This window comes from Ruegeria sp. YTSC106 (genome assembly GCF_059609765.1).
Genome location: NZ_JBXWMI010000008.1, coordinates 79,727 through 103,981, shown reverse-complemented (window position 1 = coordinate 103,981; position 24,255 = coordinate 79,727). Strand labels below are relative to the sequence as shown.

The window sequence follows — 24,255 nt, the reverse complement described above, 5'->3', positions numbered from 1 at the left end:
TGAAGCGCTTGCATCATGGGCTTTGATACGCCAAGAACACCGGCAAGGGCCTGAACAAGGGGATCGCCATGGCTTTGCCGGTAAAGGATCAGCTGAGATACTGGAGCGTCGCCGCTGCGGTCTTTGTGTTGATCCTCTGGGCCTTGGGGGATGTCCTGCTGCCCTTCGTCATTGGCGGAGCAATTGCATACTTCCTTGATCCCGTTGCGGATCGGCTGGAGCGGCTGGGCCTGTCGCGTATGGCCGCCACGGCAATTATCACCGTCGTAGGTGTTTTGGGATTTGTACTTGCAATTTTGATGGTGGTACCTGCTCTTATCACCCAGCTGCTGGATCTGATCGACGTTCTGCCCGATCTGTTCAAGCAATTGCGCGGGTTCATTGAAAAACAGTTCCCGTCCTTACTGGATCGAGAGTCGAACACGCATCAGATGCTTTTGTCCTTCGGCGAAACACTGAAATCCAAGACAGGGGATGTTCTGGAAACGGTTATTGCTTCACTTGGGTCTGCGATAAATATTGTTGTCCTTCTGGTGATCGTACCTGTCGTGGCTGTTTACCTGCTGCTGGACTGGGATCGCATGATCGCCCGCATCGGAGAGCTCCTGCCGCGTGACCATGCCCCCACCATCAGGCGGCTGGCCGGTGAGATTGACGCCGTGCTGGCCTCTTTCGTGCGCGGGATGGGAACGGTCTGCCTGATCCTTGGCACCTATTATGCGGTTGCCCTGATGCTTGCCGGTCTGCAATTTGGCCTGATTGTGGGTTTCATTGCGGGATTGGTCACGTTCATTCCTTATCTGGGCGCCCTGATCGGAGGCTCATTGGCCATCGGGCTGGCGCTGTTTCAGTTCTGGGGTGATTGGGCTCATATCGGGCTGATCGCGGGCATCTTTGCCATCGGACAGGTCACCGAGGGAAATTTCCTGACACCCAAGCTGGTGGGCAGCTCTGTCGGGCTGCACCCGGTCTGGCTGCTGCTGGCCCTGTCTGTCTTTGGGGCTTTGTTCGGGTTTGTCGGCATGCTTATCGCCGTGCCCGTGGCCGCAGCATTGGGCGTGCTGACCCGATTTGCCACATCGCTGTACCTGGACAGCCGACTTTATACCGGTCTTGAAGGTCAGGATCAGGAAACCGAGTAAATGGCCCGACAACTCAGCTTTGATCTGCCCGCCAAGACTGCGCTCGGGCGTGAGGATTTCTTTGTGTCGCCAGCCAATGCTTTGGCCGTGGCGATGATCTCGGCCACATCCTGGCCGGGAAACAAGCTCGTTCTGACCGGCCCGGCTGGCGCAGGGAAAACCCATCTGGCGCATGTCTGGGCCGCGGAAACCGGCGGACGCATCATTCAGGCCGCTGACCTGCGGTATGACGATGTGCCGGATCTGGCACGTAGGCCAATTGCCGTCGAAGACGTGCCCATGATCACCAACGATATCGACCAGCAGAAAACGCTGTTTCACTTGCACAACCTGGTTCTGGCCGAAGGGCACGCCTTGTTGATGACAGGTCGGCTTGCCCCGAAATTCTGGGAATTGCCGCTGGCGGACCTGCAAAGCCGGGTCGAAGGCGCCCATCACGTGGCGCTGGATCCGCCCGACGATGCGTTGCTGGGTGCGGTTCTGGCCAAACTGTTCGTAGATCGGCAGCTGAACCCCGGCCCCGAGGTAATCGCCTATCTGGTCAAACACATGGATCGGCGATTTGAAACTGCGGCCGACGTGGTTGCGCAGCTGGATCAATTGGCCCTCATGGAAAAGCGCGACATCACCCGCACTTTGGCCGTGCGGGTTCTGAACATGAGCCCGGAAAGGATCGAGACGGGTGATTGACCCGCACCCGCCAATTTCGCATCCTCACACAGCATTATCTGGAAGACACATGGATCAGACCGCTGCAACCGACATCCCTGATTGGGGGCCTTTCGGAAAGCCACTGTTCGACGAGCCTGGAACCCGGGCATTGTCGCGTGTCGGAGTTGTCGATGTCGGATCCAACTCGGTCCGAATGGTCATCTTTGACGGTGCGGCCCGATCGCCGGCCTATTTCTACAATGAAAAGGTCATGTGCGAATTGGGCGCGGGCCTGTCCGAGACCGGTCGACTGAATCCGCGTGGACGCGAACGTGCGCTGGCGGCGCTGCGACGGTTTCAGAATCTGGCGGTGGATCTGGAATTGCCGGGTCTGCATGTCGTGGCCACGGCAGCTGTACGCGAGGCCAAGGACGGACCGGATTTCTGCAATCAGGTGAAGGCGGAAACCGGGCTGCACGTGGAAGTCATCACCGGAGAAGAAGAAGCCCGTTTTTCAGCTCAGGGTGTGTTACTGGGATGGCCCGGCGCCTATGGCCTGATCTGCGACATCGGCGGATCTTCGATGGAGCTGGCCGAGATCGGGGACGGTCAGGTGGGCCGCCGCCTGACCTCGGCGCTCGGGCCACTGAAACTGCGAGATATCAAGGGCGGACGGCGTGCACGCAAGGCCCATATCAAAAGCACGATGGAAAAGCTGCGCGATGAGATGGGTCCGCAGCGGGATCGTCTGTTCCTGGTTGGCGGTAGCTGGCGGGCATTTGCCCGGCTGGACATGCTGCGGCGAGGCTATCCGCTGATCGTTCTGCATGAATACCGCATGACGACAAAACAGGTCCGCGAAACGATCAAGTTCATTGAAAAGAACGATCATGAAAAGCTGCGCAGCCAGGCCGGTGTATCCAGCTCGCGCATGTCGCTCATCCCCTACGCGATGGATGTTCTGGCCCGGCTGATCCGAACGTTCAAACCAAAGGATATCGCCATTTCCAGCTACGGTATCCGTGAAGGATTGCTGTATGAACAGATGTCGCAGGAATTACGCGACCGCGACCCGTTGATCGAAGCAAGCCTTTTTTCCGAATCCAAGGATGCCCGCCTGCCCGGATTTGGTCGCAACCTCTACGATTTCGTGATGCCGCTGTTCAAAACTGCCCCCCCCAGCAGCGTTCGACTGATCAAGGCTGCGTGCCTGCTGCACGATGTCAGCTGGCGTGCTCATCCCGACTACCGGGCTGAAGTCTGTTTCGACAACGTCACCCGCGCCAATCTGGGTGGTTTGAAGCATTCCGAACGTGTCTTTATCGGGCTGGCCTTGCAGCACCGGTATCGCAACAAACGCGAGGGCAACCGGTTTGCACCCTTGTATGATCTGCTGGACGAAAAAGGCCAGAAAGAGGCCGAGATCTTGGGCAAGGCGATGCGCTTTGGCGCGATGCTGTGGATGCATAATGACGCCAATATGGGGCGCCTGAAATTCTACCCCAAAAAGCGCGAGTTGGAGCTGTATTTGCCCGAAGCAGCGGCCCCCCTATTCAGCGAAGTTGCCGAAGCGCGCCTGAATTCTCTGGCAAACGCCCTGAAATCCGATACGCGCGTGATCATCAGGGGCTGACCATCGATCCGATCAGATATCAGTTGCCCCTTCGGGCAACTCTTCACCCTCGTTTTCAGGCTCTGGCGGTTCCTCGGCCTGCTTCCTGCGGATGATGATGTCGCCATTGGGCAATATCTCGGGCGCTTCATAAGCGCTCCAGTCCTTGATCTCAGCCCCCAGCTCGGCCAGTGCCGGGCCCATTTCCCGCAAGAACGACTGCATCGCCGGGCCAAACTCATCCGCGAGGCCCAGCAGCTCATCCAGCGCCGGTTCCATTTCCTTGCGCAGACCTTCAAAAAACAGTTCAGCCCCCTGCTCCATCAGGGATTTGCTGTTTTCCTCCTGCGACATGGCGGGTGCGGCAATGCCAGCCGTGATCATGCTGATCAGCAAAACGTGTTTCATACCTGATATATAGTCCCCCTGCCGCAGGCGTGAAAGGTCACAAGTCGATGTCCAGCGTGACCGGGAAATGATCCGACGCCGTCAACAGCGCCTGTCGCAGGTCCGGTGCGGACCAGCAGACCGCGTCGCGAAACGGATGCCAAATACGCCAGGCCAGACGGTTTGCACGCAGATCCTGGGTAATCATTATATAATCCAGAAGAGCCTCGAGAAACCTGCCTTCTTTCGGGCGGGCAAAGCGGGCCGTGGAGGGTATCGATCCGGGCCGAAATCCATGAGCAGTCACCGCGTGCGGGTCGAACAACCCCGCTTGCAGCAAAATCTCGACCGAAGACCGGCCGAACAGATGTTCGAACTCATCCAGCCCGGGACCGTCGTTCAGGTCTCCCAGCAAAATGACAGGTTCTTGGCTTGCAACGTGAATCTCGACCCGCCTGGCCAGCCAGACCGCCTGCGCCAGTTGCTTGCGGCGGTTGGCAATCGAGATACGGATCGCCTCATCCCGCGACTCAGCCCCATGCGGAGCCTTGGATTTCAAATGAGCGCCGATCAGCCGGACCTCGCGGCCCGATTGCGTGGTCACCGCCAATTCCATCGGTGGTTTGGAAAACCGCACAACATCCTCGGTCGCATCTATATCCAGATCGATCCTGAACTCGCTATCGAACCGGGGGGCCAACGGGTCGTCGATGTCACCCCTGGGATCATGGCGCGCGGTAAGAACGGTCCTGTCGTAAAGCAGCGCCAGCTCCTGATGCGTGTCGTTGGCAAACCCCATCACCGCGTCAGAGGTGCGCAGATCAAACGCCTCGGCAAAGGTTTGCAGGGCCCGCACCGTATTCTGGCGTTTACCGGTGTTCGGAGCCTCGACGATCAATACCGCGTCTGCATCAATCGCGGTCAGCACTTTGGCAATCGCCTCGACCTGCTGCGCCTTGGTGACGTCATGCCGACCGGACCAGGTGTCATCGACAATCAGACTGTCTTTTTGATCAAAAAGATTTGCGAACCATTCGATATTATAGGTCGCCAGCCGCATCCTGTCAGGCCCGCGCCCCGTTGATCTCATCCCAGGCGCGGTTGATATCGATCATCTTTTTCTCGGCCAGTCTGATCGCCTCTTCCGGGACACCGCGCGCCATCATGGCGTCCGGGTGCGTTTCGCGGACCAGTTGTCGCCAGACTTTGCGGATATCGGGCAATAGCATGTCCTGCGGCACACCCAGAACCGTGTAAGGATCTTTGGGAGCATCCGGCACAAATCGCGCCCGCAATGCTTTGAATTGAGCGTCGGTCTGCCCGAAGATCTTGCTCACTTCTTCCAAAAACGCGTTCTCATTGGGGTGGTAGAACCCATCGGCCATGGCGATGTGAAACAGCCCTTCCATCAGGTCGCAAAGCGTGGTGCTGTCTTCGGCAAACATCCGGGCGATCTTGCGGGCATAGTCCTGATACCCCGCCACATCCGTGCGGGCCATGTTGAAGACCCGCGCGGCACCTTCTTCGTCTTCACGCGCGATCTGAAACACATCGCGGAAGGCCGTAACCTCGTCTCGTGTCACCTGACCGTCTGCCTTGGCCATTTTTGCGCCCAGCGCAATCACTGCAATCGTGAACGCCACCGAACGTTCCGGGGGCGAACGCAGTTTTTCAAAAACTGCGGTCAGGCTTTCGCCTTGGGCCAGCGCACTGAGCGCTTCGGATATGCGGGTCCAGATCGACATGGGCATACACTAGCGTCACAATCCGGGACTGTCAGGTGCGACAGATCACTCAGGCGAAAGAATTTTCTGCATCAGCACAAGATCCAGCCGTTGACCCCATTTGAACCCTACTTCGGGCATTCGACCAACCTGCAAAAAGCCCAGCGCCGCGTGGAACGCCACAGCGCCCGGATTGGCCGAGGAGATGCCTGCAACCAACACATGCAGCCCGTCGGTTCGTGCGGCCTCCTCCAGCGCTTGCATCAAAGCACGCCCAACGCCCTTTCCGCGCCCGTCCGGTGACAGCTGGATCGAGTGTTCGCGCGTCTGCGCGTATCCGGGACCCGCACGAAACGGGGCATAGGTGGCAAAACCAACAACTTGCCCATCATGTTCGGCGACCAGAAATCCGGTGCCCCGCGCCGAGATGTCCTCAGTGATTTGCGTCGTGCTGCGCTCATCGGTCGTGAACGTGATCAAGGACTCGCGAATGATCGCATTGGTGATCCTGGCGATTGCGGGCGCATCCGCCCGCATGGCCGTGCGAATGATCATTCCAGCACCCGAATCCCATGAGGAGTCTCGAATTCCGCCCTGAGCGCGGCCGGGCCGGTGTCGAACACCACATGATCCAATGCACCCAGATGTTTGGCCAGCGTCAATGCATCCGGGTGGTACACAACCAAACGCCGCAGCCGACAGACGCTGTCTTGCAGCAAGTCGACCGGGTGAAGGTCGCCCTGCCATTCGATAAGTGCGGGAAACAGGTTGTCGAACGGCAAGCGCCCGGTTGGCGGAACCGCCATGCGCCATCGTAACGCCCCCCGGGTCAGGTCGATCGGTTTCCCGACACCATCGGGAAACATCGAAAGCGAGGCTTCGATATCCTCGACCCGGCAAATCCAGTTGGTCAGACGCGGGCTGCCCTCAAAGCGGTCCAGATCGAACCACCGCGTTCTGCCCGGAGTTTGCGCCTGCGGGTCGATCGCAATCGCTTCCAGATAGAGCCCTCCCCTGAGACCCAGCAACTTGTTGTATGTCCCGAACGTCTCGTGCTTGCCGCCGGGTTGCAGCGCAACGCCAAGCGCTTGTTCGATATGGGCAGTTGCGTCTTCCAGCGTTTCACCCGCGACGGCCAGATGATCCAGTAACATGCGCCACCTCCTGCAAGTTTTACGGCCAGATCCTTGCGGATCTGGCCGTATGTTTTCGCCAAAGAGGCGCGATCACAAGAGGTTTCGAAGAAAAACCTGACCTTCGTCAACCGCGCGCTTCGCTGATCAGGCGCAGGATGTCCTGAGCGGCCTCGGGAATGTTGGTGCCCGGACCAAAGATGGCCTTGACCCCATGATCGTATAGGAACTGGTAGTCCTGCTGCGGGATCACCCCGCCGCAGATCACGATGATGTCCTCGGCCCTGGCCTTTTTCAGCTCTTCCACCAGTTGCGGGGCCAATGTCTTGTGCCCTGCCGCCTGCGAGGAAATGCCGACCACATGCACGTCATTGTCGACCGCGTCCTGCGCAGCCTCAGCCGGTGTCTGGAACAAGGGGCCCACGTCCACGTCAAACCCGATATCGGCAAAAGCGGTCGCGATGACCTTGGCACCCCGGTCGTGTCCGTCCTGCCCCATCTTGACCACCAGAAGACGGGGGCGGCGGCCTTCGGCCTCGGCGAATTCCTCAATGGATTTCTGGATCGCGGCAAAGCCTTCGTCACCCTCATAGGCCGCGCCATAAACGCCGGCCAGGGTTTTCACCTCGGCGCGGTGGCGGCCGAATTCCTTCTCCATTGCCATGCTGATCTCTCCTACGGATGCGCGGGCACGGGCGGCCTCGACGGCGGCGGCCAGCAGGTTTCCTCCCTCGCGGGTGGTCGTGGTCAGTGCGTCCAGTGCCTGTTGACAGGCGGCCTCGTCCCGCGTTGCACGGATACGTTCCAGCCGTGCGACCTGAGCTTCGCGTACGGCCACGTTGTCGACGTCCAGGATATCGATCGGGTCTTCCTGTTCCTTACGGTACTTGTTGACCCCGACGATGACCTCTTCGCCCCGGTCGATCATGGCCTGACGGCGGGCCGCGCTTTCCTCGATCCGCAGCTTGGGCATACCCGAGGCCACGGCCTTGGTCATACCACCCATTTCCTCGACCTCTTCCATCAGGGCCCAGGCTTTTTCGACCAACTCATTGGTCAGGCTTTCGACATAGTAGGACCCGGCCAGCGGATCGACCACATCGGTTACACCGGTTTCTTCCTGAAGCACCAGTTGCGTGTTCCTTGCGATGCGGGCCGAGAAATCCGTGGGCAGGGCAATCGCCTCGTCCAGCGCGTTGGTGTGAAGCGACTGTGTGCCGCCCAGTACTGCACTCATGGCCTCATAGGCGGTACGGATGACGTTGTTGTAGGGGTCCTGTTCCTGCAAGCTGACACCCGAAGTCTGGCAGTGTGTCCGCAGCATCTTTGAGCGTTCGGACTTTGCTCCGAACTCGGTCATGACCCGGTGCCACAGCGTGCGTGCGGCACGCAGTTTGGCGATTTCCATGAAAAAGTTCATGCCGATGGCAAAGAAGAAGGAAAGGCGACCTGCAAACTTGTCGACGTCCATACCTGCTTCGGTCGCGGCCCGAACGTATTCGCGCCCATCGGCCAGCGTATAGGCCAGCTCCTGAACCAGGTTCGCCCCGGCCTCTTGCATGTGATAGCCCGAGATCGAGATCGAATTGAACTTGGGCATTTCATTCGAGGTGTATTCAATGATGTCCGAGATGATCTTCATCGACGGTTCGGGCGGATAGATATATGTGTTGCGCACCATGAACTCTTTCAGAATGTCGTTCTGAATGGTGCCGGACAGGACAGATTTGTCGTGACCCTGTTCTTCACCCGCAACGATGAAATTCGCCAGAATCGGGATCACCGCACCGTTCATGGTCATCGAGACCGAGACCTTATCGAGCGGGATGCCGTCGAACAGGATCTTCATGTCTTCGACACTGTCGATGGCCACGCCAGCCTTACCAACATCACCAACCACCCGGGGATGGTCGCTGTCATAGCCGCGATGCGTCGCCAGATCGAACGCGACCGAAACCCCCTGCTGACCGGCCGCAAGATTGCGACGGTAGAATGCGTTGGATTCTTCGGCGGTGGAAAAGCCCGCATATTGGCGGATCGTCCACGGACGGCCCGCATACATCGTGGCCTTCACGCCGCGTGTAAATGGACCAAAGCCCGGCAGCGAGCCCATATGCGGCAAAGCGGCGGTGTCTTCCTGCGTATAGAGCGGCTTGACCGCGATGCCTTCCAGAGTCTCTTTGGTCAGGTCGTCCAACGGACGTCCGCGCAGCTCTTTCTCGGCCAGCGCTTTCCAGTCCTTCGTGTCGGTCATTTCGGTTTCCTCTCGTCAATTCGGATGGCGGCAGTCGAAAGCTTCCGCATTGAGGTCTTGCACTTGGCCGTTTCATTCAGGCGCAAGCGCGACATTTTGAGTGTTTGGTACAAATCGTCGGTCGCAATCGGTGGCACAGAGGCTATATTCGAAGGAACAGGAGGCCACATGATACGCACGCTTGCCTTTGTTTTCTCGGCACTAATCCCGCTGTCCGTCTGGGCGGCGGATGGCACAGCGACGACGGATGACAGCTTTGTCCGCCCGGTAGGTGACAGCGAACTCAGCGATTTTCTCTGGGTCAGCCGCCCGATCGTGGTCTTTGCCGACACGCCGGCGGACCCGCGGTTCCAACAACAGATCGACATGTTGCTCGAAGGTGAGGCCGCCATGCGTGAACGCGACGTGGTGGTTCTGACCGATACCGATCCGTCGGCGCGGTCCCCGATCCGGTCACAGTTGCGGCCGCGTGGGTTCCAGATGGTATTCGTCGACAAGGACGGTGTGGTCAAACTGCGCAAACCTTCTCCGTGGAGCGTGCGCGAGATTGGCCGGTCCATCGACAAGACCCCCCTGCGCGAACGCGAAATCCGCGATCGCCGCGAAGGCGGCTGAACGCTTTCGCCACCCCGAAAGACCCCGGCACGGAATGCCGGAGGCTTTGACTGGTATGACAAACGCGCGATCATGATCACTCGAACTCGATGATCACTTCGTCCACAGCGAGGCTGTCGCCGGGGCCCGCATTGATCTTGGCAACGGTGCCCTTCTTCTCGGCGCGCAGGATGTTTTCCATCTTCATCGCCTCAATTGTGCACAGCGCCTGACCTTCCTGCACCTCTTGCCCCACTTCGACGTCGATCTTCACGACAAGGCCGGGCATCGGGCAAAGCAGCATTTTCGAGGTGTCGGGCGGCAGTTTTTCGGGCATCAGACGAGCCAGTTCGGCCTGACGCGGGGTACGTATCTGCACCTTGAGGTCCGCGCCGCGGTTACGGATGCGGAACCCACCCGAGACCTTGCCCACTTTCATGACCAGCGGCGCGCCGTCGACCATCATGGTGGCCAGCTGATCGCCCGGGGTCCAATCGCCCGTCACCCTCATTTCCTGACCATTGTCGAACCTGACCGTGGCCCCATCCTGATCCGCCATCACCTTGACAGGCCACTGGATCTCGCCCCCCAGGGTGACAACCCAATCAGTGCCGACCTTGCGTTCGTGATTGTCCATCCGGCCCGACACACGGGTCCGGCGAATTTCGGCAACGCGATGCATCGCCGCGCAGGACGCTGCAATCCGACGCAGGTCCGGCTCGGGAAGCTCCACGCCTTCGAACCCGTCCGGGTATTCTTCTCCAATGAACGCCGTGGTCATATCGCCGCTGATGAATTTCGGATGATCCATCACGGCGGACAGGAACGGCAGGTTGTGGCCAATGCCTTCAACCTCGAAACTGTCCAGCGCCACGCGCATCGCCTCGATCGCCTGCTCGCGGGTCGGAGCCCAGGTACACAGCTTGGCAATCATCGGGTCGTAATACATGCTGATCTCACCGCCTTCATAGACGCCGGTATCATTTCGAACGGCAACATCCCCTTCGGGCGCATCCCCTTGCCATTTGCCGTTGACCAGCATCGGTCCGGCTGCCGTCTCCTGTGGCGGGCGGTACCGGGTCAAACGGCCAATCGACGGCAAGAAGCCGCGATACGGATCCTCGGCGTACAGGCGGTTTTCGATCGCCCATCCGGTCAGCGCCACGTCATCCTGCGTGATTGAAAGCTTCTCACCCGCTGCGACGCGGATCATCTGTTCGACCAGATCAACGCCGGTGATCAATTCGGTAACAGGGTGTTCCACCTGCAAGCGCGTGTTCATTTCAAGGAAGTAGAAGTTCTTTTCACCGTCAACGATGAACTCGACTGTGCCCGCGCTGGAATAGCCCACGGCCTTGGCCAGAGACACGGCCTGTTCCCCCATGGCCTTGCGTGTCGCTGCGTCCAGAAACGGCGACGGTGCCTCTTCCACGACTTTCTGGTTCCGGCGCTGGATCGAGCATTCGCGCTCGCCCAGATAGATGCCGTTTCCATGACTGTCGCACAGAACCTGAATTTCGATGTGACGCGGTTGGGTCACAAATTTCTCGATGAAGATCCGGTCATCCCCGAACGAGCTTGCGGCTTCGTTCTTTGACGACTGAAAGCCCTCGCGCGCTTCGTCATCATTCCACGCGATCCGCATACCCTTGCCACCGCCCCCGGCGCTGGCCTTGATCATGACAGGATAGCCGATCTGGTTCGAGATTTTGACTGCCTCGTCGGCGTCTTCGATCAGCCCCATGTATCCGGGAACTGTCGATACGTTTGCCTCCTGAGCGATTTTCTTCGAGGTAATCTTGTCGCCCATCGCCTCGATCGCACCTTTCGGGGGACCGACAAAAGCCACGCCTTCGGCTTCCAGCGCTTCGGCAAACTTGGCGTTTTCGGACAGGAAGCCATAACCCGGATGGACCGCCTGCGCGCCGCTCTGGCGGATGGCGTCCAAGACCTTGTCGATCACGATGTAAGACTGGTTGGCAGGTGGCGGGCCGATATGAATGGCTTCATCCGCCATCGACACATGCAGCGCGTTCTTGTCCGCGTCGGAGAAAATGGCGACGGTGCCGATACCCATCTTGCGGGCAGTCTTGATAACCCGGCAGGCGATCTCGCCCCGGTTGGCGATCAGGATCTTATTGAACATGGAACGTCCTTTGGCTTGGTGTTCTGGAAACGCAAAACGCCGCCGCAGAGAACAATCCCCACGACGGCGTGATACGCGATGACGGGCGGGACGACACGCGCCCCGCAAAATATGCGTTAGTTACAGGTGTTCTGTGTTTTGCAGTAAAGCACGTTGCCCGCCGCACCGACTGCTGCGCCAAACAACGGGTCCGCGCTGAGGACCGCTGCCCCCACTGCCCCGGCACCTCCGCCGAGGATTGCCTGTTCGCCCGTGGTGTCTCCGCAGGCGGCCAGGCCCGCGCAGGTCGTCGCAACAAGGATGAAGCGTGAGAATCGCATAGTATCTGCCCTTTTTGGTTTCTTGGTCCTTTTCGGGTCAGATGCGCGAAACACGCATAGTTATTCAATATCAACGGACGCGCAGGCGAATTTTGTGCGGGATTTTGCCTCTTTTTGTCCGCTACAGGCAAAAAGAAAAACGCGGACAGGACTATGTGGGGAACACAAGCCTGCCCGCGCAAGGAAGGGGTACGGAATAGTAGGTGCATGTGCGGCGCAGGCAAAGTAGAGCCGCACGGCTCATCCAGTTTGCACAGCACAATATTGCCAGCAAACACAGTATTGTTTCCAATCGGGATTTCGGCTGGAATCTGCCCACACCGGGAAATGCCGCGCAACTTCGCGCCGATACCCGTTCGATACTGCTCGGGCATTTCAAGCTGCTTTGCCGTCACGGTTTCGTGACAGATCAAGCTGCTGTCAGCGCGTTTCGCAGTTGCAGCATCACGACCCTCTGTCAGCGTTGGGCATACAGAACCGCCTTGCGCCAATGAGTTATCCAAGCGGCTCAAGACGTCGTGTTTCAGCGCCGTGAAAAACACACATATGCTTGAAAAATCAAAGTCTTCACTTCCCATCCTCGTGATTTCCCAAGATTCGCACCTCGTGAAACGGTCCTTGTGCACACTCGCACTCAAAGGAACACCCACATGACGAAGACTAGAAAAAAAGCACTCCTGCTTGCTGCCTCTGCTCTCAGTGTGACCGGCACGCTTGGCTTTGCTCAGGATGCCCAAACCCAAGCCGAGCTTGACGCCTTGCGCGCCCGGGTCGAGGCGCTGGAATCTGGCAAGAGCAGCCCCGCCAACGGAGACTTCCGCATCGGTAACACCGTTCTGGATGTTTATGGCTACGTGAAGGCCGACTTCTTCTACGACTTCGATTTCGATCAGGGGGATACGGCGTTCGTGAATGTCATCGGGGAACCCTCGGCTGCGACCGATGGCACATTTGGTGCCACCGTCCGCCAATCGCGGATCGGCCTGCGCACCACCACCCCAAGCGGCATCGGCGATATCGGCGGGCAATTGGAACTTGATCTGTTTGGTTCGGGCGGAACAGCCGAACTGCGTGTACGCCACGCCAATATCACCATCGGTGACAACTGGCTGATCGGTCAGACCTGGACCAACTTCATGCCGCTGGATACCTACCCGACCTCGGTGGAGTTCAACGGCCCTGTTGGCATTCCCTTCGCACGGGTTCCGCAGGTTCGCTATACCAACTCTTTCGGAACGAACACGTCCTTCGCAGTTTCGATCGAAGAGAATGTCAGCGGTTCGAATTCGGATGATCCGGTTTTGACCGCATCCGCCGAGTACAATGACGGGACGTATATCGCGCGTGTGTCCGGCCTCTACGGCAAGGCGCAATCCGGCAATGTCGAAGTTGATCAAACCGGGTTCACGATATCCGGCTCTGTTCGCCCATGGCAGGGCGGTCTGTTCCAGGTCAACTATGTAAACGGTGAGGCACTCGGCCCGTACCTGATCGGCCTTGGTGATCCCATCGTGAATGGCCTGGCCAACGACGTGGATGGCTACACCATCGAATTCCGGCAGGATCTGAGCCCGAAATGGAATGTTGGCATTGCATACGGAAAAGAAGACTATGACCTGCCGACTTCGACCGGAACCCTGTCGTTTACCGAGCTGGAAACAATCCACGTCAACGCATTTTACAAGGCAACTGAGGATCTGACACTCAGCGCCGAGTACATCTAGGGCGAACGGAACGACGCGCCGACCGGCAGAACCTTTGACGGAAGCCGCGTTCAGCTCGCCGCTCAGTTGAACTTCTGATTCCGCACACGGATCCTGCCCGGCTTCGGGCAGGGTCATCCCGAAACCGGTCTTAAAGGGCTGATATGCGGCGGTTTGAATCACAATCAGCCTGTCCCGTCGATTATGTCCGGAAAAGACGCACGTGCAGCGTTCACATCGATCACCAGTATTGCGTCATAACTTGCGGGATCAAATGGGTCTTCCGCCGGAATGACTTCGCGCCCGAACAACCAGCTGAGACGCCCCGCATCCAGATTGCCCCGCTCGAACGGCTGATCGCCGAAATGGGCCCACAAAGCTTCCATGAACGCGATATCTGCGCGCTTGTCCGCTGGTTTCCGGTCCCGGAATCGTTCCCGCCGTGTCAGCGGTGTAACGCCTTTGGGATTGGCGCGCCGAATTGTGAACTGATAATCGGTGCCCGAAAGACGACCGGGGAACCCGCGATGTTTTAGCATGGCGACACTCCACAGCTGTTTGTCGCAGACAATAATAGTTCGAACCCGAACTGGGATGGGATCATGTTGCGCACCTCCAAAGCCGTACCGTTGGTCTGAGATGCTTTGGAGTCATGACAGCGTAAGTACATGGTCAAAGCCCCTCCCAGATACACCGGGACTGCTCCAGCCGGTAGGCTTCAAAATACTGTGTCGCGTCTGGAGCGGTGTCACCAAATTCCACCGGGCGATCAGACAGAGAAATGACAACTCTAGATGGCTGCAATTCGTGCTGAGCCACATAGGGAACGGCAAGAATCTGGCACAGATGCTCCATGTCCTTCGACGCTACATCATAGCCAATCCGCCCCACTGATGCTCCGATTTTCGGGGCGACAAATCGGAAGCGCACCCAAAGCTCACCCGGGTTGTTGTCCAGCAGGACATCGCTCAGCTGAACCGGCTGACCGGACGGCACTGGCAATGAACTATCTGCCTGGGCAAAAACGGAAGTGCCGAGCGCGCACAACACCAGACACATGGCACGATCCCGGACCCGCCGAAGGCAGGCTCCTCCTTCCGGGATCGCGCGCGCAGTGCTTTTGGCCTGCGCGGTTCTATGTCTGACGGGTCGGATCATTCAACCATTTGTCGCTTTTTGTCAATTCCGCCGCATATTTGAGCATTTTTTGCCTGGAATTGGGTTGCTAGGGCCAAACAAACCGGGACGAACAACACCGCCCCGAATGGTTCAAAGCGGAATATTGTCGTGTTTTTTCCAAGGGTTCTTAAGCTGTTTGCCGCGCAAACTGGCAAAGGCGCGGGACACACGCCGGCGGGTCGAGTGCGGCATGATCACCTCGTCGACAAACCCGCGCTCGGCGGCGACAAATGGGTTCGCAAACCTATCTTCGTAATCTGCGACATGCTGTGCGGTCTTTTCTGCATCATGCAGATCCGCCCGGTGGATGATCTCGGTTGCACCCCTGGCACCCATCACCGCGATTTCGGCGGTCGGCCAGGCATAGTTGAAATCACCACGCAGGTGTTTGGATGCCATAACCACATAGGCACCGCCATAGGCCTTGCGCGTGATCACGGTGACCTTTGGCACAGTCGCCTCACCATATGCATAAAGCAGCTTTGCTCCGTGCTTGATCACACCGCTGTATTCCTGCTGCGTACCTGGCAGGAAGCCCGGAACATCGACAAGAGTCAGGATCGGGATTTCAAAGCAGTCGCAGAACCGTACGAACCGCGCCGCCTTGCGCGAACTGTCGATGTCCAGACATCCCGCCAGTACCATCGGTTGGTTGGCCACGACGCCGACGGTCTGACCTTCCAGCCGGACAAAGCCGGTGATGATATTCTTGGCGAAATCTTCCTGGATTTCGTAAAAATCACCTTCATCCGCTATTTTGGTGATGAGTTCCTTCATGTCGTAGGGCGTATTGGGATTATCCGGAACCAAGGTGTCCAGCGAAGCCTCGATCCGGTGAGGGTCATCAAAGAAAGGGCGGACCGGGGGTTTCTCGCGGTTATTGAGCGGCAGGAAATCAACCAATCGACGCACTTCGGCCAGCGCCTCGACATCGTTTTCGAACGCGGCATCGGCGACCGAGGATTTCCTGGTGTGGGTAGAGGCACCGCCCAGTTCCTCGGCTGTGACGACTTCGTTGGTCACGGTTTTGACCACATCCGGGCCCGTCACGAACATGTAAGAGGTGTCTTTAACCATAAAAATGAAGTCAGTCATCGCCGGGCTGTAGACCGCCCCTCCTGCGCATGGGCCCATGATCACACTGATCTGTGGTACTACGCCGGACGCAGTGATGTTGCGCTGAAACACTTCGGCATAACCCGCCAGAGATGCCACACCTTCCTGGATTCGCGCACCGCCCGAGTCGTTGATTCCGACAATCGGAGCACCGTTTTGGACCGCCATATCCATAATCTTGCAGATCTTCTGGGCGTGCGTCTCGGACAGCGACCCACCAAAGACTGTAAAGTCCTGGCTGAACACATAGACCATACGCCCGTTGATGGTGCCCCAGCCCGTGACAACGCCATCACCGGCAGGCTTTTGATTTTCCATTCCGAATTCAGTGCATCGATGGCTGACGAACATGTCGAATTCTTCAAAGCTTCCCTCATCCAGCAGCAACTCGATCCGCTCTCGCGCTGTCAGTTTTCCGCGCGCATGCTGGGCATCGATCCGCCTCTGCCCACCACCCAATCGTGCGTCGTTGCGGCGGTTTTCCAACTCGGAAAGGATGTCTTTCATGGCGATTATCCCTTGTAAAATTTGCCGGGACCCTACCCTTTCGGCCTTCTTATCCAAAGCCCTTTTCGGCAAATTTGCAAACTTTCAGCAACAACAATCTGGATAACTGTAAACTTGCTAAGTTTTGCGATGGATTTGATGGATGGCTGGCAATCCAAAATTCCGTGACTATACATGTGAACTATGCAGTTCAGCTCTCGCGCGGTTCACCGCACACCACCCACATTGGCGACACTTGTATTGCTCGCGGGCTTGTCCGCGCTAAGCATGAACCTGTTTCTGCCCAGCCTGCCGAATATGGCAGTGTATTTTGACACCGATTACAAGATCATGCAGCTGTCGATCGCGCTGTATCTTCTGGTCAATGCAGTTCTTCAAATCCTGATCGGACCGCTTGCAGACAAGGCTGGTCGCAGGCCAGTTCTGCTGTGGGGGATTGGTTTGTTCCTGCTGGCTACTCTGGGATGCATCTATGCCCCCAACGCTGAAATCTTTCTGGCCTTCAGAATGTGCCAGGCGGTCGTCGTTGTAGGCATGGTTCTCAGCCGTGCCGCTGTCCGGGACATGTACGATCAGGATCAGGCCGCATCCATGATCGGTTACGTAACAATGGGAATGGCCGTGGTTCCGATGATCGGCCCGGCGATCGGTGGACTTCTGGAGGAAAGCTTTGGCTGGAAAGCAAACTTCTGGCTGCCTTTTGCCATCGGGGCTTTGACGCTTGCCTTGACGTTCGCGGATTTCGGAGAAACATCAGCCAAAAGCGGCAAGACCCTGGTTCAGCAATTCAAGGAATACCCCGAGCTTCTGACATCGCCACGTTTTTGGGGCTATTCGTTGTCCTGCGCCTTTTCGTCAGGCACCTTCTTTGCCTATCTCGGCGGCGCACCCTTTATCGGAACCGAATTGTTTGGACTAAGCGCGGCGCAGGTAGGCATTTATTTCGGCGCCCCCGCAGTCGGCTACTTTGTTGGCAACTTTCTTAGCGGTCGTTTTTCCATGCAGATTGGCATCAACCGAATGGTGCTGTGGGGCAGCTTGCTGAACGCGTTGGGCGTTGCGCTTTCAGCATCTTTGTTTCTCACAGGTCAGGGCACCGCACTCAGCTTTTTCAGCTTGATGACCTTTGTAGGCGTCGGAAACGGCATGGCCATCCCCAATGCAACTTCCGGCGCACTGTCGGTTCGTCCGCATCTGGCGGCAACCGCCTCGGGGTTGAGCGGAGCGATCATGCTGGGTGGCGGAGCCGGGCTAAGTGCATTGGCAGGCACCCTGCTGACCCGGGAAACCGGCGCCATGCCCTTGCTCTGGCTGATGCTCACATCCGCAGTTCTGGCGATTTTCGCAATTGGTTCCGTCATTCGGCGAGAGCGTCAATTGGGGCTGTAACGACTTGCCCCGAGAACTTTGCAAAGTTAGTCTTCCAAAATAGGAAACTTGCAAAGGCACCTCATGGCCACCCAAAAGCTCTATGCCGGCGCGAAACTGCGTGAAATGCGCACGCGACTGGCCCTGACACAACGCGAATTCGCGGCGAAACTGGGTGTTTCACTCCCCTATCTGAACCAGATGGAAAACAACAACAGGCCGATCTCGACGACGGTTGTGTTGGCTCTGGCGCAAGAGTTTGGCATGGATGTCACCGAGCTCAGCACCGGTGACAGCGAGCGGTTGGTGTCGGATATGCGCGAAGCTCTGGCCGACCCGGTTTTTGCGGATATTCTACCGCCACTCGCCGATTTACGCCTGACGGCATCAAACGCCCCGGCATTGGCCCGCGCATTTATCGAGCTGCACAAAACCTACCGGCAGACACATGAGCGTCTCGCCTCTCTGGACGAAGCCTTGGGACGGGAAGACGCCCGTATGCAGGCCAGCCCCTGGGAGGAGGTACGGGACTTCTTTCACTATTGCGACAACTATATCGACGCCGTGGACAGGGCGGCAGAACTGTTCGCCAACCGCGCTGAAGGGCCGGGCAATATCCGGCAAGCTGCTTTGAACAGCCTGACGGAGCGCGGCATTCAAGTAATGTTCTCTGACATCGCCCCCTTGCGCACATATGACGCCGAAAGCAAGGTCCTTCGCCTTTCGTCCCGCTCGGCTCCGCAAACGCAAGTGTTTCAGCTGCTGTTGCAAGTCGCACTGATCAGTCAGGACAAACTGCTGGAAGCGACTCTGGATTTTGCCAAGTTCCAAAGCGAAGAGGCGCGGTCCATCGCAAAGATCGGCCTTGCCAATTATTTCGCGGGCGCTTCTTTGATGCCCTATTCCGCGTTTCTGACGGCCGCTCAGGAAGAGCGCCACGATCTGGAGCTGCTCAGCAACCGGTTCGGCGCCTCGATCGAGCAGGTTGCACACCGACTGTCGACGCTGCAACGCCCCGGCGCAAAAGGTATCCCGTTCTTTTTCGTTCGCGTGGATCAGGCCGGGACGATCACTAAACGGCACTCGGCCACGCGCCTTCAATTTGCGCGGTTCGGTGGCGCTTGTCCCCTTTGGAACGTGCATCGGGCCTTTGAAACGCCGGGCCATTTCCTCAGGCAACTGGCAGAAACACCGGATGGTGTGCGTTACATCTCGCTGGCACGGGATGTGTCGAAATCAGGAGGCTCATTCGGCGCGCCGGTCAGACGGTACGCAATTGCGCTGGGGTGCGAGGTACGCCATGCCCCGGCGCTCGTGTATGCCGACAACCTCGACATAAACAACGCCAGCGCCTACGAGCCCATCGGCATTTCCTGCCGCATCTGCGAGCGACAAAACTGCCACCAGCGTTCGGTCCCGCCGCTGGAACGCCGCCTCAGCATCGACACCCATACGCGCGGTACCCTGCCCTACGAAGTCACCTGATCTTCACATGGCCAGAAGTGTGCCGGGGGAGCCCGACCCAGACCGGGACAGGGACAGTGCCCCCGGCACTGTTTTTTAAGCTTTGGACAAAATCGCCCAGATTTCATCTTTCAGAGCTGCCCGCTTCTTGCGCAAATCAACTTCGGCCAGTTCTTCCATTGGTTCGACATTGGTTTCGGCCCGATGCACAATGCGATTGACCTCGTGATACTCATCAGCCAGACGGGCAAAATGCGCGTCCGTTTGCTTGAGCTGGCTCATCAGTTCAACCTTGTCCGGAAACTCTTCGGCCAGTTCATGCGGGGTGTGGGACATGTCTGTTCGCTCCTTCATATGTCGTTGCATATCAGTGGTAGAAGCGTGACGCGTCGCCTTCTTTGACGCGGATCAATTTCATACAGGATTCTTGCAGAATTCAACGTCGCGCAGCACGCCACCCCGCGGCGCGTGCTTCGGCAGCAGAGCAGAACCATCGCTCGCCCTTGGCTGCACTGATCTGGGTCTTGGCATAGTACCTCTGGCCCGGTGCGTGAAAGATCTTTTCGCCCTTTGACGAAACATTTCCCTTGATAAGGCATGTTTCAGAGGATTTCGGCTTCTTGCGTGCCCTGTGCACCCAAGGCACCCGAATCTGTGTCTTGTGCAATCCCCTGTTTCCAATCCTCGCGACCCGCTCGGCGCCTGCATACGCGTCCGAATATTTGCGGTACGCAAAGGCCAATCCCTGCTCTACAATCTGGGCAGCGGCGTCTTCGTGTTCAACGCTGCACCGAGCAACGATGCGCCCGTAGCGATCTCGATCCAGCGGGACACATGTGGTCATCCGTCCTTGAAATTGTTCCTGAACCATATGAGTGACCCACGCCCCGCATGGCCAGCTTGATCCGTTGGAATCCTGACAGGTCTGATCCAGCTCGGGCGCATCAATGCCGTGCAGCCGAACGCGGACGCCGCCGACATCCCAGGTATCCGCATCAATGACATCAACCCGGCCTGTCAGTCGTTCTGCCGCGTGGGTCAGACCTGGCATGAGAAGAACAAAAGCTAGACAAATCCTTAACATGCCCCCGATATGCGCGGTATTCCGTGCGCATTCAACCGGGGGCCGTATGGAAAGGTTAACGTTGCGCCGTTGCCCAGCCGGGGTGGATCCACGGGCGGTCGTTGGCTTTGGGCAACGGATCTTTGCCCAAAAGCGAATCCGACACCTTTTCGCCCACCATGATCGACGGCGCATTCAGGTTGCCATTGGTGATCTGTGGAAAGATCGAACTGTCCGCAACGCGCAGCCCATCCACACCAATCACACGGCCTTCGGGATCGACCACCGCGTTCTTGTCATCCGCGCGCCCCATTCGGCAGGTGCCACAGGGGTGATAGGCGCTTTCCGCATGTTCCGCGATAAACGCATTCAGTTCTTCATCCGTTTGGACAGCGGCCCCCGGCTGAATCTCTTTGCCTGCATAGGGTTTGAAGGCGTCTTGCCCAAAGATTTCGCGTGTCAACCGGATGCAGGTGCGGAAGTCTTCCCAATCCTCTTCATGGCTCATGTAGTTGAACTTGATCACCGGCGCGTCTGCGGCTTGGGCAGACCGCAAGGTGACCGCCCCGCGTGACGGCGACCGCATCGGGCCAACATGCGCCTGGAACCCGTGTCCCTCGGCCGCTGCCTGCCCGTCGTATCGGACCGCAATGGGCAGGAAGTGGTACTGAATATCAGGGTATTCCACACCCGGTTTCGACCGGATGAAGGCCGCACTTTCGAACTGGTTCGATGCGCCCAAACCGGTCTTGGTAAACAGCCATTGCGCGCCGATCAGGCCCTTGCTGATCAGGTTCCAGTGCTTGTAGAGCGTGATCGGTTGCAGCGACGCCTGTTGAATATACAGTTCCAGATGGTCCTGCAGGTTGGCACCAACGCCCGGGCGATCCGCGACAATATCGATCCCATGCTCGGCCAGATGCGCCGCAGGGCCAATGCCCGACAACATCAGCAGCTTGGGCGAATTGATCGAGGACGCCGCCAGAACAACTTCGCGCCGGGCTTTGATGACTTCTTTCTTACCGCCACGGATCAATTCGACGCCAATGGCGCGACCGTTTTCCATGACAATCCGAGATGCCAGGCCGCGCACGATATCGCAATTGTCGCGCTTGAGCGCGGGCTTCAGATAGGCATTTGCCGCAGACCAGCGCCGTCCTTTCCAGACAGTTTGCTCCATCGGGCCGAAGCCTTCCTGCTTTTCGCCGTTATAGTCGCCGGTGACCTCGTATCCGGCCTGCTGGCCTGCGTCCACAAAGGCCTGAAACAGCGGGTTCTCGCGCGGGCCGCGCGACACATGCAGTGGGCCGTCGGTGCCGCGCCATACCGGATCGCCGCCATGACCCCCGTCATGCCAGGTCTCCATCCGTTTGTAATAGGGCAATACATCCGCAAAAGACCAACCGTCAGCCCCCATCCCGGCCCAGGTATCGAAGTCGAGTGCGTGACCGCGAACATAGACCATGCCATTGATCGAGGATGACCCCCCGATCACCTTGCCGCGCGGACAGGCCAGGCGGCGATTGTTCAGGTGTGGCTCGGGCTCGGATTGATAGCCCCAGTCATAGCGCGACATGTTCATCGGATAGCTCAGTGCAGCCGGCATCTGAATGAACGGCCCCATATCGGTGCCGCCGTGTTCGATCACCAGAACCGAGGCCCCGGCCTCGCTCAGACGATATGCCATTGCGCAGCCTGCGGACCCTGCGCCGACGATGACAAAATCTGCTTCCATTTCCACAACTCCTGACCCGCCGAGACGTGATGTGTTCGACGGGAGTATTTTCAAATATATGAAGAGGTTATTCGCCGCGCGGGAACCGGGCGCTTTCCTCTACGGTGTTGAGATCCATGTGATTGCGCATGTAGCGTTCCGACGCCCTTTGCAGCGGTTGATAATCCCACGGATAGTATCCGCCCTGCCTCAGCGCTTCGTACACAACCCAGCGCCGCGCCTGGCTGGCGCGGACATCGGCGTCGAAGCGATCCAGATCCCAACGGGCCTCGGATTTGGCACGCAGAGTTTGCAGCGTGCCTGCGTGTTCGGGACTGCCTGCCAGATTGTTCAGCTCGTGCGGGTCGGCTTCAAGATCAAACAACTGATCTGGGTCCAATGCACAGCGGTTGTACTTCCACTTGCCATATCGCATCGAGACCAGCGGCGCGTAGGATGCCTCGGCCGCGTATTCCATGGCGACTGGCGCGGTTCGTTCCTCGCCTTGCGCCAGTGGCACGAGGTTTTCGCCGTCGGTCCAGGGGGCGATCTCGGCCATGTCTACACCTGCCAGGGCCCCCAGAGTCGGTGTCACGTCGATTGTTGATACCGGAGTATCAATCCGACCTGCTGGCAAATCAGGCGACGCGATCATAAGCGGTACACGTGCCGAGCCTTCATAGAAGTTCATCTTGAACCACAAGCCCCGTTCGCCCAGCATATCTCCGTGATCCGAAACGAACAGGATGATCGCCTCTTGCCGGGTCGTTTCCAGCACTTCGAGGATTTCCCCGATCTTGTCGTCCAGATAAGTGATATTGGCGAAATAGGCGCGGCGGGACTTGCGAATATCATCTTCGGTGATGTCGAAACTGCGCCAGTCATTGGCATCAAAAATCCGCTGAGCATGCGGGTCCTGATTGTCATAGCCGATGTCAGAAACCTCGGGCAGAAGATGCTCGCAATCCTCATACAGATCCCAGTACTTGCGACGGGCTACGTATGGGTCATGCGGATGCGTGAAGCTGACGGTCACGCACCATGGGCGGTCATCCTTGCCGCGTGCCAGATCATAAAGCTTGGCTTTGGCATTGTGGGCGACCTCGTCGTCATATTCCATCTGGTTTGAAATCTCGGCAATGCCAGCGCCGGTGACGGACCCCATGTTGTGATACCACCAGTCGATCCGTTCCCCCGGCTTGCGGTAGTCCGGGGTCCACCCGAAGTCGGCCGGGTAAATGTCTGTGGTCAGGCGATCTTCGAACCCGTGCATCTGGTCAGGTCCTACGAAATGCATCTTTCCGGACAAACAGGTGTAATACCCGGCCCGACGCAAGTGATGTGCGTATGTGGGGATATCGCTGCGAAACTCGGCTGCGTTGTCATAGACGCCGGTGCGCGACGGCAATTGACCGGACATGAAGCTGGCCCGCCCTGGCGCGCATAAGGGCGACGCCGTGTAAGCATTGGCAAACCGGGTTGACCGTTCCGCCAGTTTCTTCAGGTTCGGAGCGTGAAGCCAGTCAGCGGGACCGTCTGGAAAGAGAGTCCCGTTGAGCTGATCCACCATCAGGATCAGAATGTTCGGTTTTGTCATTTTTCAGCCTCGAGCAGAGTGTTGAGCACACGCATCGCGTGGTTCACGGCCAGTTGCGGTTCTTCAGGGGCGCTGAGTGCGGCGCGGATGTACAGACCGTCAATCAAGGCAACCATGTTCTCGGCCGCCTCCTGAGGGTCGGCCAACTTGTGCCGCAGGGCGTCAGTCAGGTTGGATTTGATCCGAGCCTGATAGATCTGCCACAGGCGCAGGGCGTCATCATTGGTCTGAGCCAGCACGTAGAAGGTCATCCAGGCCGCAATCACATCGGGTGTGAAACAAGAGGGCGCAAAACACGCCCTGACAATTGCCTGCGCCCTGTCGTCCGGCGCGGCTGCTTTCAGTTCGCCCCGCGCCTCTTTGCCGAAGTCCGACAGGATCTGCCGCATTGCAGCCAGAAAGATCTGATCCTTGCCGCCGAAGTAGTGGTGCGCCAGAGCGCTGGACATGCCCGCACGCTTGGCAATCTGACTGACTGTTACATCAAGGGATTTCTTCACGCCCAATTCAGCGATTGTCGCACGAACAATCGCATCCCGGCGGATTGGCTCCATTCCGACTTTTGGCATCGTTCTCCCCTT

The 24,255-nt window shown here is 58.2% G+C and carries 23 protein-coding genes; 7 read left to right on the top strand and 16 right to left on the bottom strand.

Going from position 1 to position 24,255, the window contains the following annotated elements; genetic code table 11:
* Nucleotides 1-68: 68 nt before the first annotated feature.
* Genes AC2FEB_RS12875 through AC2FEB_RS12865 form a run of 3 tightly spaced genes read left to right on the top strand, consistent with a single transcriptional unit; the run spans nt 69 to nt 3,426 of the window.
* Complete coding sequence (locus AC2FEB_RS12875) at nt 69-1,142, top strand: AI-2E family transporter (RefSeq protein WP_117868285.1); 1,074 nt, start codon at nt 69-71, stop codon at nt 1,140-1,142.
* Nucleotides 1,143-1,832: a P-loop NTPase family protein gene (locus AC2FEB_RS12870; protein ID WP_496884088.1), complete on the top strand. Its 690-nt coding sequence runs from the start codon at nt 1,143-1,145 to the stop codon at nt 1,830-1,832.
* Between the two features lie 49 nt (nt 1,833-1,881).
* The gene (locus tag AC2FEB_RS12865) at nt 1,882-3,426 is read left to right on the top strand and encodes a Ppx/GppA family phosphatase (RefSeq protein ID WP_496675586.1); all 1,545 of its coding nucleotides are present in this window, start codon (nt 1,882-1,884) and stop codon (nt 3,424-3,426) included.
* A gap of 12 nt (nt 3,427-3,438) precedes the next feature.
* On the opposite strand, the gene AC2FEB_RS12860 is transcribed toward AC2FEB_RS12865, so the two are convergent.
* The 6 genes from AC2FEB_RS12860 to scpA form a co-directional block, all read right to left on the bottom strand.
* Nucleotides 3,439-3,813, bottom strand: a complete 375-nt coding sequence (locus tag AC2FEB_RS12860) for a hypothetical protein (protein WP_496675584.1) — start codon at nt 3,811-3,813, stop codon at nt 3,439-3,441.
* A 37-nt stretch (nt 3,814-3,850) separates the two neighbouring features.
* Nucleotides 3,851-4,852: an endonuclease/exonuclease/phosphatase family protein gene (locus tag AC2FEB_RS12855; protein WP_496675582.1), complete on the bottom strand. Its 1,002-nt coding sequence runs from the start codon at nt 4,850-4,852 to the stop codon at nt 3,851-3,853.
* A 4-nt stretch (nt 4,853-4,856) separates the two neighbouring features.
* Entirely contained in the window at nt 4,857-5,537 is a 681-nt protein-coding gene (locus AC2FEB_RS12850; RefSeq protein WP_299894896.1) for a molecular chaperone DjiA, read from the bottom strand.
* 45 nt (nt 5,538-5,582) lie between these two features.
* Nucleotides 5,583-6,071, bottom strand: a complete 489-nt coding sequence (locus AC2FEB_RS12845) for a GNAT family N-acetyltransferase (protein ID WP_496675840.1) — start codon at nt 6,069-6,071, stop codon at nt 5,583-5,585.
* A complete protein-coding gene (locus AC2FEB_RS12840; protein WP_496675838.1) occupies nt 6,068-6,670 on the bottom strand; it encodes a VOC family protein in 603 nt (200 codons plus the stop codon). The genes AC2FEB_RS12845 and AC2FEB_RS12840 overlap by 4 nt, the downstream gene beginning before the upstream one ends.
* Before the next feature lie 106 nt (nt 6,671-6,776).
* Nucleotides 6,777-8,903: a methylmalonyl-CoA mutase gene (scpA, locus tag AC2FEB_RS12835; protein WP_117868277.1), complete on the bottom strand. Its 2,127-nt coding sequence runs from the start codon at nt 8,901-8,903 to the stop codon at nt 6,777-6,779.
* A 168-nt stretch (nt 8,904-9,071) separates the two neighbouring features.
* Between scpA and AC2FEB_RS12830 the strand changes: the two genes are divergently transcribed.
* A complete protein-coding gene (locus tag AC2FEB_RS12830; RefSeq protein ID WP_117872598.1) occupies nt 9,072-9,518 on the top strand; it encodes a DUF4174 domain-containing protein in 447 nt (148 codons plus the stop codon).
* Between the two features lie 76 nt (nt 9,519-9,594).
* On the opposite strand, the gene AC2FEB_RS12825 is transcribed toward AC2FEB_RS12830, so the two are convergent.
* Both AC2FEB_RS12825 and AC2FEB_RS12820 read right to left on the bottom strand, forming a co-directional pair.
* Nucleotides 9,595-11,643 carry an acetyl-CoA carboxylase biotin carboxylase subunit gene (locus AC2FEB_RS12825; RefSeq protein ID WP_496675834.1) on the bottom strand — a complete coding sequence of 683 codons (2,049 nt, stop codon included), beginning with the start codon at nt 11,641-11,643 and terminating at the stop codon, nt 9,595-9,597.
* Nucleotides 11,644-11,759: 116 nt separating this feature from the next.
* Nucleotides 11,760-11,963, bottom strand: coding sequence for a hypothetical protein (locus tag AC2FEB_RS12820; protein WP_117868275.1), 204 nt, complete (start codon nt 11,961-11,963; stop codon nt 11,760-11,762).
* A 650-nt stretch (nt 11,964-12,613) separates the two neighbouring features.
* Between AC2FEB_RS12820 and AC2FEB_RS12815 the strand changes: the two genes are divergently transcribed.
* Entirely contained in the window at nt 12,614-13,687 is a 1,074-nt protein-coding gene (locus tag AC2FEB_RS12815; protein WP_496884087.1) for a DcaP family trimeric outer membrane transporter, read from the top strand.
* Between the two features lie 164 nt (nt 13,688-13,851).
* Here the strand turns inward: AC2FEB_RS12815 and AC2FEB_RS12810 are convergent, their stop codons facing one another.
* The 3 genes from AC2FEB_RS12810 to AC2FEB_RS12800 all read right to left on the bottom strand — a co-directional run bounded on the left by AC2FEB_RS12810 (nt 13,852) and on the right by AC2FEB_RS12800 (nt 16,468).
* Nucleotides 13,852-14,205 (bottom strand): hypothetical protein, encoded by a 354-nt coding sequence (locus tag AC2FEB_RS12810; protein ID WP_496675829.1) that lies wholly within the window; start codon nt 14,203-14,205, stop codon nt 13,852-13,854.
* 133 nt (nt 14,206-14,338) lie between these two features.
* Nucleotides 14,339-14,725 (bottom strand): DUF6497 family protein, encoded by a 387-nt coding sequence (locus tag AC2FEB_RS12805; protein ID WP_496675826.1) that lies wholly within the window; start codon nt 14,723-14,725, stop codon nt 14,339-14,341.
* 210 nt (nt 14,726-14,935) lie between these two features.
* The gene (locus AC2FEB_RS12800; RefSeq protein WP_299894919.1) at nt 14,936-16,468 is read right to left on the bottom strand and encodes an acyl-CoA carboxylase subunit beta; all 1,533 of its coding nucleotides are present in this window, start codon (nt 16,466-16,468) and stop codon (nt 14,936-14,938) included.
* Between the two features lie 183 nt (nt 16,469-16,651).
* Between AC2FEB_RS12800 and AC2FEB_RS12795 the strand changes: the two genes are divergently transcribed.
* Both AC2FEB_RS12795 and AC2FEB_RS12790 read left to right on the top strand, forming a co-directional pair.
* Entirely contained in the window at nt 16,652-17,857 is a 1,206-nt protein-coding gene (locus AC2FEB_RS12795; protein WP_496675824.1) for a multidrug effflux MFS transporter, read from the top strand.
* 63 nt (nt 17,858-17,920) lie between these two features.
* Entirely contained in the window at nt 17,921-19,321 is a 1,401-nt protein-coding gene (locus AC2FEB_RS12790) for a helix-turn-helix domain-containing protein (protein ID WP_299894925.1), read from the top strand.
* Nucleotides 19,322-19,396: 75 nt separating this feature from the next.
* Here the strand turns inward: AC2FEB_RS12790 and AC2FEB_RS12785 are convergent, their stop codons facing one another.
* From AC2FEB_RS12785 to betI, 5 genes are all read right to left on the bottom strand, one after another.
* Nucleotides 19,397-19,636 carry an HP1242/YdcH family protein gene (locus AC2FEB_RS12785; RefSeq protein ID WP_496675822.1) on the bottom strand — a complete coding sequence of 80 codons (240 nt, stop codon included), beginning with the start codon at nt 19,634-19,636 and terminating at the stop codon, nt 19,397-19,399.
* 100 nt (nt 19,637-19,736) lie between these two features.
* On the bottom strand, nt 19,737-20,351 hold the full coding sequence (locus AC2FEB_RS12780; RefSeq protein WP_496675819.1) for a thermonuclease family protein: 615 nt from the start codon (nt 20,349-20,351) through the stop codon (nt 19,737-19,739).
* An 88-nt stretch (nt 20,352-20,439) separates the two neighbouring features.
* The gene (gene betA / locus AC2FEB_RS12775) at nt 20,440-22,098 is read right to left on the bottom strand and encodes a choline dehydrogenase (protein ID WP_496675817.1); all 1,659 of its coding nucleotides are present in this window, start codon (nt 22,096-22,098) and stop codon (nt 20,440-20,442) included.
* Between the two features lie 67 nt (nt 22,099-22,165).
* Complete coding sequence (betC, locus tag AC2FEB_RS12770; RefSeq protein WP_496884086.1) at nt 22,166-23,674, bottom strand: choline-sulfatase; 1,509 nt, start codon at nt 23,672-23,674, stop codon at nt 22,166-22,168.
* A complete protein-coding gene (gene betI / locus AC2FEB_RS12765) occupies nt 23,671-24,243 on the bottom strand; it encodes a choline-binding transcriptional repressor BetI (protein ID WP_117868265.1) in 573 nt (190 codons plus the stop codon). Before betI ends, betC begins: the two co-directional genes overlap by 4 nt.
* Nucleotides 24,244-24,255: the final 12 nt, after the last annotated feature.